Genomic DNA, 14,983 nt, shown 5'->3' with positions numbered 1-14,983 from the left:
CAACTATAAAGCCACTCCAAACCGCGCTATGCCACTTCCGCATCGAGGCAGCGTCAGAATTAAAATTGTCGAAAAAGTCCAATCTTGCCTTTGACTGAGTCGCCGCATCTATATAAATCCCACCATTTCTCAAGGCAAACGCAACCCCAAAATATCTGGCCACTCAGCCGGAAACGTTGCGGGCAAAAATGCGCCAACAACTTCAGGTTCGAAACTTTCTACGATATAGCTAACAGCTCGATCTTGATTAAACAGAACATGTGAATAACCGGACTTTCCGCCTCCCAAGCGTTCATTAATGGACCAATATCTTTAAGCATTCCTAACTAACCCCAATATTGGGCAAGTAACTTCAGCATCATAAAATCACACAAAAATTAAGGTTTCTTCGACATACGCATATGCGGTCTCTTAAATGCCAGAAATTTGGATATCCCCTGAATAATTAGCCAACTTAAAATTTTCAGAGAATCGGTCATATATTTCATAAAAGCCATGGACCATCTCTGTAGGCTCGTATTTTTTCCTTCTCCCCAGCTTAATCATTCCTGATTCCTCACAACTATACTCGACACCGAAATGAGCATCAGAACTTAGGAAATTCGCCCTTAAACTTGGATTTACACGCGGAGAAAACTGATTAAGCATCTCTGGAAGATGATCCATTGAAGACTTTACAGCAGGAACACCTGCAACCGCCATCAATCTTCGAGCATACTCAACAAGTAATGATGTTGATGGATGATTGAAAGTAAAAAACAAGCGTTCATCAAGGTATGTGTCCTCTATGTGTTTCGCAATTTTCACATCAACAATGCGTTCCCTGCTACGCAATTCCTCCAATGAAGAGGTAACGCTTTGAAAAAATTGAAGGTTATGACCTTTACTTTCCAAGTGTTCTACAGCCAACTCCGGACTTAAGCCTCGTTTCCATGATTCAAAAATCGTCCGGTTTTGATAATCGCCCATTGGCCCCTTAAGCGGCCCAACTCCAGGGATGCGAATATAGAACCAATCCGGCGTATATCCAGTAAAGTAGAGATTTAGCGTGGTAATCACCTTTTCATCGAACCTATTCTTTAGAAAACTTGTTCGAACAAAATCACAAGGATAGTTATCGAAGACCAGCTGAGAAATAATTATATCCGCCGAATCAAAAGCTGATTCAAACTCCGAAAACTGCTCACTTTTCAGCAAGTGAACTATCGCAACATCGGTAATTTGAACTTCTTCATTCAGTGATTGTAAAATTTTAGCCAGAGGCCTAGCTTGGCAATTACCAACAAGAACAATCTTCACACTTCCCCCTTACTTGCGAACACCCGCATCTCTGCTTAGCGGAAAAATCAGACAAGCTTTGTATATAGAGCAAGATCAAGTTGATTTTCGGTAACGAGCAGTTGGTACGTTTCGTCTCCCAGCTCATTTTTTATGGACTCCAGCTTTGCGTCCAATGCTGTATTTGAGTCCCGCGAAACATTCTTTCTTTCCGGAACGAGCTTAAGCCCTGGAAAACCGAAATCTCTAAGCTTGCGTTCTAGCAGTGAAATCGACTCGTCAAAACTTTCCACGACCCCAAGAAATGGTAGCGATTTAACAGCGCGAATCGCATTGTTTAACTCATCGTCTTCCGAGCCAGGAAACATTGGGGCGAATCGTGCAACGTGAAAATTCCTACACTGCCGGTCAGACTTAAGAGCCAACCTGGTTTCGATATATCCTTTGAAGCCGGTATTCCTAGCTAGTACAGCACCAAAGCTATCTCCACCTTGTTTCCGTTCAAACGCATATGCAGATGCAATTCTGTCAATTGGGTGGCGAACAAATACAACAGGAAAAACTTCCACGCCATCTATGGCCGGCGGAGGGAGCATCGCAGTATGAGAAGAAAAACATTTTGCCTGCGGATTATCAACAATCCACTGACGAACTTGCTCATGATTTATCTTCGGGTTACCTGGAAACTCTCGAGTAACCCATTCATCACCTTTAAAATTTTCTTTAAATGCAGCATCCAATGAAGTTCCCGCATTTTTGAACAGATGGTAATGAAAAATTATTTTCCTCACTTCAACCTCACATTTCTAAATGGTAACTAGCGAATAGAATATATGCCGATTGAAGCAAATATATTCTTGAACTGTTTCTTACCATACTCCAACGAAAATTGTTCTTGCACTATCACGTTACTGCTCTCTGAGAGTCTCACCCAAAGAGCTCTATCATCATAAAGTTTGCAAATTGCGCTTACCCAAGCGTCAGGATTTTCAACGATGAGCGCACTAACACCATTAGTGAGTCCGGTACCTTCAGCGGCAACTTCCGTCAACACAGTTGGTAAGCCATAAGCCATTGACTCCAGCACTTTGCCTTTGATACCTGCGCCGGACAGCAGTGGAGCGACGAATACCCGGTGATCCATATACACTTGATCCAAATGTTCAGCAAAGCCGACCATTTTTATATTATCGGCTTCGAACTCTTTAAAGCTATCGGGCATATTACTGCCATACACATATAGACAAATATCCGGGCGGGCCTTTCGCAGGCGCGGCATAATCTCTCGAGCCAGGTACTCTACTGCCTCGACATTAGGATAATGGTTGTACCCGCCAAGAAAAGCGATCCCTTCCCGCTTTTCAAATGCGGGGCCTGCGGCCTTCTCTTCAAGCACCCAAGGAGTAATATGGAGCTTTTCTGCTTCAAGGATATGAGAAGTAATTACCGCATGTTCCGTTGCGTTGTAGCACAGTACTGCATCTGCCTTCCGGCAAACTGCGAGCTCTTTTTCGCGGGTTTCTATGGCTCGACGAAGCATTTCCTCATTTCGGCCATCTTTCAGCGCACCACGCATTTCTCGCAGGAAGTGGAGATCTGCGTTATTGAAAACGATCTTTGCGCTAGATGCCTGCTTGATGTAATCAATGTACTTTTCCGCTACTTGATAGCGAGTGATGTACACCGCATCCATCTCTTGCAAACGGCGCTCTAATACCTGCTGAACAGAAGTATAAAATGGCGCGTATAACACCTCTACGCCTAATCGCTGCAATTCTGTGGTGTACTTACCAAAGTGCGCCATATTCTCCGGAATAAACGTCACCTTGAAACCGAGTTCAAGCATCAGTTTGATTTCCTGAACAGCCGCATAGCTCCCTGCGTCCTTGTTCGGCATGGGACTTGCGTAGTCGATCACGAGTATGCGCTGATCAACATTGCGATCTTTTTCTTTCGCAAGGGCTTTAAAGCTGGGCTGGCCATTATTGCGGAATGCGCGGAACCACTTGCTACGGAAAGTCCGCTCATTGATCACCTGATAGCGCTTCAGTCCTTTGGTTACGTCACGGCCATGACTCTGGCCTTCAAAGTGCACAACCACAGAATGAGGCACATATACGGTTTTGAAGCCTGCGGCGCGCACTTTGAATGCAAGGTCCGTGTCTTCGTAGTAGCAGGGTACTAGTTCTTCACTAAAGCAGCCCACCTGCTTCCACAGTTTGGCGCGAATACACATGGCCGCGCCGGTAAGATAGTCCACTTCTCGTGCATAGTTATACTCGGGTGTATAGGCGTTTTCACCACGCCCGACGTTCCAGGGCTGACCGTTACCCCAAACGATACCGCCAGCCTCCTGCAAGGTGCCATCAAGGTTCAACAGCTTTGAGCCGGTCATGCCGATGGAGTCATCACTATCGAGCTTCTTTATTAGTTCATCCAACCAGTAGGATGTGACTTCGGTATCGTTGTTCAAAAATACGATAAACTCGCCTTTCGCCATTTCTGACGCGCGATTACAGCTGCGCAGGAAGCGAAGATTTTCCAGGTTTCTGGATACTACCAGGTTGCCAATTACCTGCTCCGCATAGCGCGTTTCGTCGGTAGAGCAGTCATCAGCCAGAATTACCTCATAACTCACGTTGTTATATGCCAGCGCGATGGAGGCGATACAGTGATAGGTGAGTTCAAATTTATTGTACGCCGGCACAATAATGGAGACCCGTGGTGCCTCAAATTGCGGCAAATTGAAGCTGGGAAACTTTTTGCGCCCTTCGTAACCTTCAACGACAACCTTGTGGACCGTGGCGAGATCAGCTATAGCCAGTACAGATTCCGCTCTGGCATGTGCCTCAAGGTGATAATTCATTGACTCGTAGCGATGCCCTGCCTGAGGCGGGCGAGACATAAATCCCGGCTCACGGTAGCTTTCACGAATAAACTGCCAGGGCGTTGAAACCGGATGTACCGTAAACCATTCCATTGCAAGAATGCCCTGGTCGCCTTGCATGCCAAGTTTAAAGAGTTTTGGCTGTCCATCTTGAAGGCTGATCGGCAAAGGTAGCAAAATCTCTTGCGCCTCTGGTGTGCAGTCCACATCGCGGGAGAAGACAGGCTGCTCTTCGTGATACAAAGTGATGTGTCGCACACCAACCGGACCATTTGCCTGCAGGCGTGCCACGATATGTCCATCGCGTACCCGGAGGAGCTCTGCATAAACCGCCTGTCCATTTTTTGCTGAAACAGAAAATTCATGATGTTCAATCTTTGCCAGGGTTTCGCCGTGGAGCAGAGTTACCTCAAGATTCCCTGATTGCGGGGCATCAATCTCTACTGGAATTTCAAACCCATGTCCACCTTCGTTTACTCCAGCCTCAAGCAAGTCTGCACGATAGAGATTGGCCATTCCGGCGCCAACCACTCGATCATCGACGACGACCTGCAGTGGTACCGGCTCACTTTCACCGATAATTGCAGCCCACCCCCGAATCACGCCGGCTTCCAGAGCGTCGATATTTCCTTTGACTCTTCGCACAGGCTCGTTCGCGCTCTGTGGTACTGACTCGCTGATATTCACAACATCTTCCAGTGGACTCATATCGAGCACCCCATCTCAAATTTCCAATTTTGTTGTAAGCCACGGCAGTCATGTCGAAATGTGCTGTAGCTACGGATATGTCTTACTATGACACCGACAGACTAGACGCGGCCGTACTGATCCTCGAACCGGACAATGTCATCTTCACCAAGATATGAGCCTGTTTGAACTTCGATCATCTCGAGAGGAATTCGACCGGGATTTTCCAGACAATGCACTACACCAATCGGGATATAGGTAGATTCGTTCTCACTGATCAGGGATGTTTTCTCCCCTACCGTTACCCGTGCCGTTCCAGAAACAACGACCCAGTGCTCCGCTCGGTGGTGATGCATCTGAACAGAGAGCTTCGCCCCAGGGTTTACGGTAATACGCTTTACCTGATCACGCTCACCAAAGTCTATCGAATCGTACTTCCCCCAGGGCCGGTATACTTCTCTATCGTGCAAGCTCTCTCTCCGGCCGCTTGCTTTTAACTGGGTGACGATCTTCTTAATACTCTGCACTTGGTTTTTGCAAGCGACTAACAGTGTATCTTTTGTCTGGACCACGACGATATTATCGAGCCCTACGGTCGCGACTAGTTGCTGACCGGCATCGATGTAGCAGTTCTTGGTATCTTGCGCAATAACATCCCCATTTAGTACATTTCCAGAGTCATCTTTTGCACTAACATCCCAAAGGCTCGCCCAGCACCCCACATCACTCCATTGCGCATCCATTGGTACGACGATGGCCTTTTCCGTTTGCTCCATGACGGCGTAATCGATCGACACATCGGAACAGGCTGAAAAAATTGCTTTATCTGGCCGCACAAACAGCTGATCATTTACTGCGCACGCCATGGCATTTTTGCAGGAAGTGAGAATATCGTTTCTATACTGCTGTAATTCCGCGATATAACTATCCGCACGAAAAGCGAACATTCCACTGTTCCAAAAGTATTCGCGACTTGCAAAGTATTCTTCGGCCACCTCAGCAGAAGGCTTTTCTACGAATTGCTTTATAGCAGATGGCTGGTGGATGGATTCGGCTTTTATATACCCGTATCCCGTATGTGCAGATCGGGGCACCACCCCAAAGGCGACTAAATTTCCTTCCGCAGCAAAGTTCTGTGCGGTAATAACCGCCTGCTGAAATGCCTCTCTATCCTGGATGACATGATCTGCGGCAAGCACAAGGAGCAATTCGTCCGGTTCGGAAACGAGAGCCGCGAGTGCAATCGCCGGTGCGGTATTACGGCCTTCCGGCTCCAGGATTATTTTTGCTTCGTGCTGGCCACATTGCCTCATCGCCTCTGCAGCGAGAAACCGGTGCTCCTCGTTGCAAATAATGATGGGGTCATTGCAATCCATGCCCTCCAATCTGGCAAGTGTCTCAACCAGCATTGACTGTTCCCCAAGTAAGTTGAGGAATTGTTTCGGCATCAGCTGCCTTGATGCTGGCCAAAGGCGGCTACCGGTGCCGCCAGCCATGATCACTGGTGTGATTTTTCCCTCCACGTCAAATCCCTCTGTATTTCAGACTTCGTATTGTGTTTTTACCCAATCCTGGTAGCTGCCATCCATCACAGATGACCACCAAATTTCATTCTCAAGAAACCACTGCACGGTCTTGGCAATACCGCTGTCAAAGGTTTCTGCGGGCTGGTAGCCGAGCTCTTTATTGGAGCGGGATGGATCGATGGCGTACCGCCGATCATGGCCAGCGCGATCTTTTACATAGGCAATCAAATCTACAGACTTACCCGACTTGGCCTGAGTGGCTTGCGGGAAGCGTTCTGCCAGCTCTGGATTCTCCGCAAACGCTTTGTCCATCAACCCACAGATTAGTTTGACGATATCAATATTGGCCCATTCGTTGATGCCGCCAATGTTGTAACACTCGCCCAGGCGTCCTTTTCTTATCACCAGATCAATTCCACGCGCGTGATCTTCCACATACAACCAGTCACGGATCTGCTGGCCGTCGCCATAAATTGGCAGCGGCTTGTCGTGCAGAATATTGGTAATCACTAGTGGAATGAGTTTTTCCGGGAAGTGGTAAGGTCCGTAATTGTTGGAGCAATTACTGGTGGTTACGTTCAGGCCATAGGTGTGGTGGTAGGCGCGCACCAGGTGGTCTGATGCGGCCTTACTGGCGGAATATGGGCTGTTTGGTGCGTAGGGCGTGGTCTCGCTGAATGCGGGGTCATTGGGCCCTAGAGTGCCGTACACCTCGTCTGTGGAGACGTGGTGGAAGCGATGGTTTTCTTTATTGAGACCTTCATCCAGCCAGATTTTTTTGGCGGCTTTGAGCAGGCTGTGGGTGCCGATGATGTTGGTTTCAATAAAAGCATCCGGACCAGTGATGGAGCGGTCCACGTGGCTCTCTGCGGCGAAGTGCACCAGGGTGTCGATACGGTGTTCTTTCAGCAGGGTTTCTACCAGGGCGGTATCACAGATATTGCCGTGGCAGAACACGAAGTTGGGGTTTTCTGCTACCGGGTCGAGGTTGGCTTTGTTGCCGGCGTAGGTAAGTGCATCCAGCACGACGACTTTGTCTTGTGGGTAGGTTTTCATCCAGTAGTGGACGAAGTTGGCGCCGATAAAGCCGGCGCCGCCTGTTACCAGTAAGTTGTTCATTGTTTTCGTTCCGTTGGTCTGGATTCCGGCCTGCGCCGGAATGACGATGCTTAGTAATTTTTTGCCTGGATTCCGGCCTGTGCTGGAATGACGGGCTTAGTAATTTTTTCTCTGGACTCCGGCCTGCGCCGGAGTGACGGTGTTTGGTAAATTTTTTCCTGGATTCCGGCATTCGCCGGAATGACGCGTCTTATGTGCCAAGCGGGGGCTTGGTGTTGCCGGCGGTTGGGTTGTGGAGCTTGTGCGGCGTTTTTGGGTTCGCCTGCAGGCAGGCTCCTACATGGGTGCCGGTGCGTATTTTGTCTGGTTACTGTGTCAGGACTTTTCTTAGGACTTGGCGCCAGTGGGTTAATTCGAGCCCTGTTTCTTTTGCCAGCCGGGTTTTGTCCAGCACGCTGTAGTGCGGGCGGGTGGCGGGGGTTGGGTAGTCGCTGGTGGCGATGGGCTTGATCTGCACCTGTTTTTCCTGAGGTAACAGGTTTGCGGCTTTGCCTTCTTCGAATATGGCGACGGCGAAGTCGTACCAGCTGGCGGCACCGGCATCGGTGCAGTGGTAGATGCCTTTGGCCTCGGGATTTTTTGCCAGGGCGAACAGGGCCTGCGCCAGTGTGCCGGCCCAGGTGGGTGTGCCAACCTGGTCTGCCACTACGCCGAGTTGCTCGCGCTCGTTCATCAGGCGCAGCATGGTATTTACGAAATTGCCGCCTTCGCGATCGTATACCCAGGCGGTGCGCACGATGATTGCTTCCGGGAGGACGGCTTCTACCGCTTTTTCACCGCGGGCTTTACTCTCGCCATACACACCCAGTGGTTGGCGTTGGTCTTGCGGTTGGTAGGGATGGGATTGTTTGCCGTTGAACACGAAGTCGGTGGAGACGTGGATCAGACGGATGCCCAGTTCGCGGCAGGCCAGTGCGAGGTTTTCCGGGCCCTGGGCGTTGATGGCGTTGGCCTGATCCGCATCAGTTTCCGCTTTGTCTACGGCGGTGTAGGCGGCGGCGTTGATTACGGTATCAGGCTTTTCCTCTTTCAGTACTGCAAACACTTGCTCTTTGTCTGCGATATTTAAGGTTTCGCGGCCGTGGGCGATAACAATAATATCGGACGAGGCTTGCTTTTGTAGTTGCTGGCCCAGTTGGCCGTTTTTGCCGGTAATCAGGATTTTCATTTTTTCTGCGCTTGTGGGTTCGCCTGCAAGCAGGCTCCTACGGGTAATTTGTTTGTTTTTTGCCGAGCTAGGGCTCGGCGGTCCCGGGGTGGTTCGCCTGCAGGCAGGCTCCTACGGGAGTGGGCTCAACTGAAGACGGTGGCGTCTTTTAGTAATTTGCCTTCGGCGTCTTTGGCGGAGAGTTTTGGTTGCTCGCCGTTGACCAGGGGCCATTCAATACCGATTGCCGGGTCGTCCCAGCGCAGGGAGTGTTCGTGTTCTGGGGCGTAGTAGTCGGTGCACTTGTATACGAACTCGGCGTATTTGCTGGTGACGTAGAAGCCGTGGGCGAAGCCTTCCGGCACCCACAGTTGACGCTTGTTGTCTTCGTTCAGCAGCACGCCCACCCACTGGCCAAAGGTGGGGGAGCTTTTGCGTAGGTCTACGGCTACATCAAACACCTCACCGGCGGTAACGCGCACGAGTTTGCCCTGGGTGTTCTGGGTCTGGTAGTGGAGGCCGCGCAGGATTCCCAGGCTGGATTTGCTGTGGTTGTCTTGTACGAAGGTGCGCTCGGCGCACTCGCGGTTGAAAAAATCCTGACGGTAGGTTTCCAGGAAGAAGCCGCGTTCGTCGCCGAAGACTTTGGGTTCGAGGATTTTTACGTCGGGGATTTTTGTTTCTATTACGTTCATTGGTATTTCAACTTGGTGTTTCTGGTGCCCGGGGTTTGTTTGTTGGGCACGTCGCTTTGCTTTTTTGCGCAACCTACGGTTGGTTCGCCTGCAGGCAGGCTCCTACAGGCGGTGGTGGCGTCCGGGCTTAGCGGGTGAAGCGGTGGTCGGTCTTGGACTCGGCGAGAATCTGCATCAGGTATTCGCCGTAGCCGCTTTTCATAAGCGGTTGGGCCTGTTTTTCCAGTGCTTCTGCGTCGATAAAACCTTTGCGGAAGGCGACTTCTTCCGGGCATGCGATCTTCAGGCCCTGGCGGCGCTCGATGGTCTGTACAAATTGTGCTGCTTCCAGCAGGTTGTCGTGGGTACCGGTGTCGAGCCAGGCGGAGCCGCGGCCCATCAATTCCACGTTGAGCAGTTCCCGCTCCAGGTACACGCGATTGAGATCGGTAATTTCCAACTCGCCGCGGGGGCTCGGTTTGATCTCCCGCGCCAGGTCGCATACCTGGTTGTCGTAAAAGTACAAACCGGTAACGGCGTAGTTGGATTTTGGTTGCGCCGGCTTTTCTTCGATGCTGATGACCTTGCCGGTGCTGTCGAATTCCGCCACGCCGTAGGCGCGCGGGTCTGCCACGTGGTAACCGAAAACCGTTGCGCCCTCGGCGCGCTGATCTGCACGCTTCAGTGTTTCGGTAAAGTGCTCGGCGTAGTAAATGTTATCGCCCAACACCAGCGCGCTGGGGTTGTTGCCCACATGTTCGCGGCCGATCAGGAATGCCTGCGCCAGGCCATCCGGCGAGGGCTGCACGGCATAGGAAAGGTTGATACCCCACTGGCTGCCGTCTTCCAGCAACTTCCGAAACAGCGGCTGCTCTTCCGGTGTGGTGATAATGAGGATATCGCGGATACCCGCCATCATCAGTGTAGTGAGTGGGTAGTAGATCATCGGCTTGTCGTACACCGCCATCAGCTGCTTGCTCACCCCTTTGGTGAGCGGGTACAGGCGGGTGCCGGAGCCGCCGGCAAGAATTATTCCCTTTCGTGACGCATTCCCTGTTTTCATTCACTCCCCCAATTACACTTTGCTTAAATTTGGCCTAACACTGCTCAGCAAGTTTGAGGCCAAGTTCACCTTTCGTGCGCACTTTGCCACATCAATTTTTACTGCGCTTACGAGCGGCCAGAATTTACCTGGCCGCGCGAATTTTCATTTTCAGAACGTCATTTTCAGAACGAGAGTACTGCCGCCGTTCCCACCGCAATACGGTAGAGAATTTCCGTTACGTCTTTAGTGACCTGTAACTCACTTGCCTGAATTTTTGGCATCACCATGATCTCATCGCCCGGGCGAAGGACGCCTTTCAGGCGGTTATCAAATTTGCTTTCCTTGATACGGCTGATGGTGCCGTCCAGATGCAATACCACCAGCTCATCGGTATCGGCATTGTTGGAAAAACCACCCGCCAGCTCGATGTAATCTTCCAAGGTATTGCGCTCGTTAAAGACCAGCGAAGTGGGGAATATCACCTCACCCACCACAGAGACGGTAGAGGCGCGCAGCGGCACTACCAGCTCGTCGCCATCCTCCAATAGCATGGCGCCGGCGTTAGTATTGTTCGCCAGCACAACCTGCCCACGAGGCTTGGCATTGCGCGCCTTGGCGATGAAGTTCTGGATCATGGCCGCGGAATCTTTGATCGAGGCCTTATCGGAGGTGGTGGTCGGCTGCCGGGTAAGCGCCTCCATTTCCAGCGCATCCAGTGAGCGTTCCAGCGCGACCTTCTGTTTTTTTGCCACACTTTTGCGGTAAAGCTGAATCGCGAAAGGATCCGCGTTATCCCGGTAGCGCAGCTTGTCCAGCAGGTCCTGCAGGGTAGCGCCGTATGGCAGTACATAAGCCGCCGGGCCATCGACTTCACCGTTCACCCGCACCGAGATACTGCTGATGTCGCTGTCGCTGACCAGCTCAACGTGCGCACCTGGGTGCAACGGCGTGAGCAGGGCCTCCTGCAACGGCATATAGCTCGCCTGCTGTTCATCGTCGATGACCTGGGTAATGCGCGCATAGTTGGCCTGAGGATCAGGCTTTGCCACCATCAGCATTTCACCCAGCTGCGTGGTCGGGCCTATAAATTCAATCTGCCCGGACTCCTGCACCGCACCCTCAATACTGATAAAGCCCTGCCGCGGCCCCACCACAATGGAGTCACCATTGCGCAGTTGCAGTGCCGGCATCCGCCCGTCTACCAGAAAGTTGTACAGGTTTATACGCTGGAGTTCTTCGCCCTGCCGCAAGACCTTGATGTCGATAAAGCTGCCGCTCTCACGACTGATGCCGCCGGCACTGTCGAGGTAGTACAGAACGGAATCGGATGAAAATCCGGGGTACAGCCCGGGACTTTTCACGTAACCGGTAACGAACACTTTTACCGGCTGGCTGGCTTCAAGATTGGCGTAAGCCTGCACATTATTCTTGAACACACGCTTTACATGGCGCAGTACAAAGTTATTCAGCTCGCCGTTATCGACGCCCGCCACATGGACCGGCCCTACCTCCGGGATAAAAATATTGCCCTGCGCGTCTACCGTGAGCACGGCGTTAAAGCTGTAGGCCCCCCACAGTTGCAGCGCAATCTGGTCGCCAACGGTGACGCGGTAGCCGCCGTTAAATCCGCGGAACGGTTGATCCTTGAAAGCACCCTTGAACAGAGACTCACCAAACGCCGGCAGATGATCGCCAGCCTTCACCTGTTGACGCTCTTTATCCAGCTGCTGGGTGTCCAGCGCCCAGGCCCCAGACGCCAGGCCCAAAAGAACAAGCAGACTGAAAATCCTACCTTTGCGGAATGATTGTTTTGCCATAGCGGATGTCGATTTCAGGAGTTTCATTTTTTTCATGTTTACTGTGCTCACACGCGATGGTCGCGGATGCTGGCTACCAGCATTCTGCCAATGCCATAGAGCAGTAGCAGGATCACAGCCAGGCTCGCCAGGTTATACAGCTTGTGCGGGTATTCCGCCTCCTCCGCCACGGAGGGCTGACTGATGACCATCAGGTGCTTGAGCCGGCCCGAGGCCTCCATACGCGCGGTTTCGAGCGCCGTCAGAGATGCCTGGTACGCATCCATGGCAAACTGGAGATCCAGCTGTAGGTTCTGGAAGTGCGCATTGAGGCTATTGAGGCGCTCCTCCCCCCCCTCTTTAGAGACACCGACAAGGCGCACTTTCTCCGCCTCGATCTGTTGTTCGATGGAATTGATTTCCGCCTGCAGCGAGACAACCTGAGAGGAATCGGAGTGCAGGTAGGTTTTTGCCGCGGTGAGCTTAGCCCGCTGCTCCGCGAGCGTTGCTTCCAGCCCCTGGATGATGGCGCTGATGCCCTTGGTCAGCTCTTCGGGGCTGACCACGTTATTGCGGTTTTGGAAGTCGAGAATGTTTTGCTTGCTGGTGCGCAGTTTTGCCTGTGCCAGCTCCATTTCACTGCGCACAAACGAGACCTGTTTGTCTGCGAGCTGGTTACTGATGGCGTTAACAAAATCTTCAGATTTGCGCACCACGGTATCCACCAGTTGCCGCGCGAATTCCGGCTCGAACGCCTGCACCTCGATTGTGATGATACCGGAAGTTTCGTCGTGACCAATGGCGATGTGACTGCGGTAGTACTCCAGATAGTCTTCTTGCGACGCATCGGCCGCCAGGCGGGAAAATACATCGTATTGATCGCTTTTGTAATACTCCGCCAGCTTCAACGTATCATCGAGGTACAGCGCCATATCCAGCGACTGGATATAGTTCACCACGAGAAAAGCATCCTGATTGTCTGACCCCATACCCGGCACCAGAAAGCCGAGAGAGGACGACATACCCTGATTGCTGCTGTTGTCTTTCACAATCAGCTGGGTAGTGCTCACGTAGCGGTCTGACACCCAGAACAGGTAATAGGCGCTCACCGCGAGCAGAGGCAGCAGCACAAAAGCGGTAGCGCCACTCAGGCGTTTTATCCACGCCGGTTTACGGCCATCACCAGCAGCCGTCAGTTTGCGCAAAATCGCGCGCGCTGTTCTGGCGGCTTTCTTCTGGCCAGCCTGCTCCACTTCAGTTGTTGTTTTCTCTACAGCTTCCATAATGCTTCTTTACTATGCACCCTATGCGCCCGCCTACGGCTGCGCGGGGCTGTTTTGTGCCGGTTTGGGTAAACCCTGTTGATAGAGCCGGATCGCTTCATCCACGGTATCGAAGATCTGCAGACCCGAAGGCCCCAGATAAAGCCCCACATCACAATTTTTTTTCAGTGTCGGCATGCTGTGGGCGACGATGATAAAGTTTGCGGACTTGCGCTTTTCTTCGATCACCTGTTCACACTTGTGCTTGAAGTGCGCATCCCCCACGGACATGACTTCGTCTACCAGGTAGTAATCAAAATCCACAGCAATACTCAAGCCAAAGGCGAGCCTTGAGCGCATGCCCGAGGAATAGCTTTTTACCGGCGCGTCAAAATAGTCACCGATCTCGGCGAAATCCTGCACTCGGTCCAGTACCTTGCGTTTCGCACTGCCCCAGATACCGTGAAGACCGCAAACGAAGGCGGCATTCTCGCGCCCGGTCATGCTGCCCTGAAAACCGCCGGACAGCCCCATGGGCCAGGATATGCGCTGGTCGGTAATCACACGCCCGGAGTCCGGGTAGTCAATACCGCCCATGATCCGCAGCAAGGTGGTCTTGCCCGCGCCATTGCGGCCGAGAATACCGATATTCTTTCCCTCGGGGAAAAAAGCATTCACATCCCGAAACAGCACCTTGCGACCAGCCGGAGTGCGAAACGACTTAGTGAGATTACGCAACTCGATCATTGACTGCGCACCAGGTCTCGCCATTGACTGCGGTATACCAGCAGCCCGAATGCCAGCATGACCAGCGAGCTCGTCGCCAGATAGGGTAAGTTCGCAAACATACCGTGGTAACTGGCAAATAGCCCCTCACGGGTGAGCTCGATCATATGCAGCAGCGGATTCCAGGACAGGTAACCGTGATACTCCTCCGGCACCTGTTCCAGCGAAAAAAACACACCAGAAATAAAATACAGCGGGCGCACGATCATCGGTGCAAACTTGGAGGCTTCAGGAAATTTGGTGCCCATCACGCACATGGTCAGACTGATGCCGAGGCAAAAACCGAAAAACAGCAGATTGATCACCACCAACAGCAAAAAGTCGTTGAAGCGGGCGCTGATGCCAAACCAGGCCAGAATACCCAGCAGAACAACCAGGCTGAACAGGTAGATGGCGAATTCCAGCAGCACACGCGAGAGAACGGCATCGAAGGGCCGCAACTGGCGGTAGTTGAACAGGCCACGATTCGACTCAACCGCGGCCACCCCCTTGCTGAAACAGTTACTGAAAACGATAAACGGTGCAATGCCGCCCAGCATAAACAGCATGGTGGGGATACCGGGGTAAAATTCCGCACCGGTAAAACTGAAGATGGCCGCCAATAGCAGAATGTGCATGGCGGGCTCCAACAGCACCCACGCATAGCCGAGACGCCACTTGCCGAAGCGGGTCTTCATCTCGCGGATCAGCAGCGCGCGAATTACGTCGCGCTGGATCTGCCAGGGGCTGCGCTGGATACCTGGATACATGGGAATTTGTCTTGCTTTTATGGCTAT

At 52.0% G+C, this 14,983-nt stretch carries 12 protein-coding genes; all 12 read right to left on the bottom strand.

Annotation, left to right across the window (positions count from 1 at the left end; translation table 11 throughout):
• Nucleotides 1-411 precede the first annotated feature (411 nt).
• The 12 genes from FDY93_RS01125 to FDY93_RS01070 all read right to left on the bottom strand — a co-directional run bounded on the left by FDY93_RS01125 (nucleotide 412) and on the right by FDY93_RS01070 (nucleotide 14,956).
• Nucleotides 412-1,299 carry a WcbI family polysaccharide biosynthesis putative acetyltransferase gene (locus FDY93_RS01125; RefSeq protein WP_138233891.1) on the bottom strand — a complete coding sequence of 296 codons (888 nt, stop codon included), beginning with the start codon at nucleotides 1,297-1,299 and terminating at the stop codon, nucleotides 412-414.
• 47 nt (nucleotides 1,300-1,346) lie between these two features.
• Nucleotides 1,347-2,018 carry a sulfotransferase family 2 domain-containing protein gene (locus FDY93_RS01120; RefSeq protein WP_220446070.1) on the bottom strand — a complete coding sequence of 224 codons (672 nt, stop codon included), beginning with the start codon at nucleotides 2,016-2,018 and terminating at the stop codon, nucleotides 1,347-1,349.
• Between the two features lie 77 nt (nucleotides 2,019-2,095).
• Nucleotides 2,096-4,873, bottom strand: coding sequence for a glycosyltransferase (locus FDY93_RS01115; protein WP_138233889.1), 2,778 nt, complete (start codon nucleotides 4,871-4,873; stop codon nucleotides 2,096-2,098).
• Nucleotides 4,874-4,974: 101 nt separating this feature from the next.
• Nucleotides 4,975-6,375 carry a mannose-1-phosphate guanylyltransferase/mannose-6-phosphate isomerase gene (locus FDY93_RS01110; RefSeq protein WP_281282502.1) on the bottom strand — a complete coding sequence of 467 codons (1,401 nt, stop codon included), beginning with the start codon at nucleotides 6,373-6,375 and terminating at the stop codon, nucleotides 4,975-4,977.
• 18 nt (nucleotides 6,376-6,393) lie between these two features.
• The gene (rfbB, locus tag FDY93_RS01105) at nucleotides 6,394-7,497 is read right to left on the bottom strand and encodes a dTDP-glucose 4,6-dehydratase (protein ID WP_138233888.1); all 1,104 of its coding nucleotides are present in this window, start codon (nucleotides 7,495-7,497) and stop codon (nucleotides 6,394-6,396) included.
• A 307-nt stretch (nucleotides 7,498-7,804) separates the two neighbouring features.
• Complete coding sequence (gene rfbD / locus FDY93_RS01100) at nucleotides 7,805-8,665, bottom strand: dTDP-4-dehydrorhamnose reductase (RefSeq protein WP_138233887.1); 861 nt, start codon at nucleotides 8,663-8,665, stop codon at nucleotides 7,805-7,807.
• A gap of 125 nt (nucleotides 8,666-8,790) precedes the next feature.
• Nucleotides 8,791-9,339: a dTDP-4-dehydrorhamnose 3,5-epimerase gene (gene rfbC / locus FDY93_RS01095; RefSeq protein WP_138233886.1), complete on the bottom strand. Its 549-nt coding sequence runs from the start codon at nucleotides 9,337-9,339 to the stop codon at nucleotides 8,791-8,793.
• A gap of 127 nt (nucleotides 9,340-9,466) precedes the next feature.
• Complete coding sequence (gene rfbA, locus FDY93_RS01090) at nucleotides 9,467-10,381, bottom strand: glucose-1-phosphate thymidylyltransferase RfbA (protein WP_138233885.1); 915 nt, start codon at nucleotides 10,379-10,381, stop codon at nucleotides 9,467-9,469.
• 164 nt (nucleotides 10,382-10,545) lie between these two features.
• On the bottom strand, nucleotides 10,546-12,180 hold the full coding sequence (locus FDY93_RS01085; RefSeq protein ID WP_171018848.1) for a polysaccharide biosynthesis/export family protein: 1,635 nt from the start codon (nucleotides 12,178-12,180) through the stop codon (nucleotides 10,546-10,548).
• 47 nt (nucleotides 12,181-12,227) lie between these two features.
• Entirely contained in the window at nucleotides 12,228-13,442 is a 1,215-nt protein-coding gene (locus FDY93_RS01080; protein WP_138233883.1) for a KpsE/RkpR family capsule polysaccharide export protein, read from the bottom strand.
• 33 nt (nucleotides 13,443-13,475) lie between these two features.
• Nucleotides 13,476-14,168, bottom strand: a complete 693-nt coding sequence (locus FDY93_RS01075; RefSeq protein WP_138233882.1) for an ABC transporter ATP-binding protein — start codon at nucleotides 14,166-14,168, stop codon at nucleotides 13,476-13,478.
• Nucleotides 14,165-14,956 (bottom strand): ABC transporter permease, encoded by a 792-nt coding sequence (locus FDY93_RS01070; protein ID WP_138233881.1) that lies wholly within the window; start codon nucleotides 14,954-14,956, stop codon nucleotides 14,165-14,167. The genes FDY93_RS01075 and FDY93_RS01070 overlap by 4 nt, the downstream gene beginning before the upstream one ends.
• Nucleotides 14,957-14,983: the final 27 nt, after the last annotated feature.

This window comes from Microbulbifer harenosus, assembly GCF_005771435.1.
GTDB lineage: Bacteria > Pseudomonadota > Gammaproteobacteria > Pseudomonadales > Cellvibrionaceae > Microbulbifer > Microbulbifer harenosus.
This window is presented reverse-complemented; position numbering and strand designations above follow the sequence as displayed.

Coding starts and splice junctions, on each gene's coding strand:
- FDY93_RS01115 (WP_138233889.1), bottom strand. CDS start 4,873: ATGAGTCCACTGGAAGATGTTGTGAATATCAGCGAGTCAGTACCACAG.
- rfbD (WP_138233887.1), bottom strand. CDS start 8,665: ATGAAAATCCTGATTACCGGCAAAAACGGCCAACTGGGCCAGCAACTA.
- FDY93_RS01070 (WP_138233881.1), bottom strand. CDS start 14,956: ATGTATCCAGGTATCCAGCGCAGCCCCTGGCAGATCCAGCGCGACGTA.
- FDY93_RS01085 (WP_171018848.1), bottom strand. CDS start 12,180: ATGGCAAAACAATCATTCCGCAAAGGTAGGATTTTCAGTCTGCTTGTT.
- rfbA (WP_138233885.1), bottom strand. CDS start 10,381: ATGAAAACAGGGAATGCGTCACGAAAGGGAATAATTCTTGCCGGCGGC.
- rfbB (WP_138233888.1), bottom strand. CDS start 7,497: ATGAACAACTTACTGGTAACAGGCGGCGCCGGCTTTATCGGCGCCAAC.
- FDY93_RS01075 (WP_138233882.1), bottom strand. CDS start 14,168: ATGATCGAGTTGCGTAATCTCACTAAGTCGTTTCGCACTCCGGCTGGT.
- FDY93_RS01080 (WP_138233883.1), bottom strand. CDS start 13,442: ATGGAAGCTGTAGAGAAAACAACAACTGAAGTGGAGCAGGCTGGCCAG.
- rfbC (WP_138233886.1), bottom strand. CDS start 9,339: ATGAACGTAATAGAAACAAAAATCCCCGACGTAAAAATCCTCGAACCC.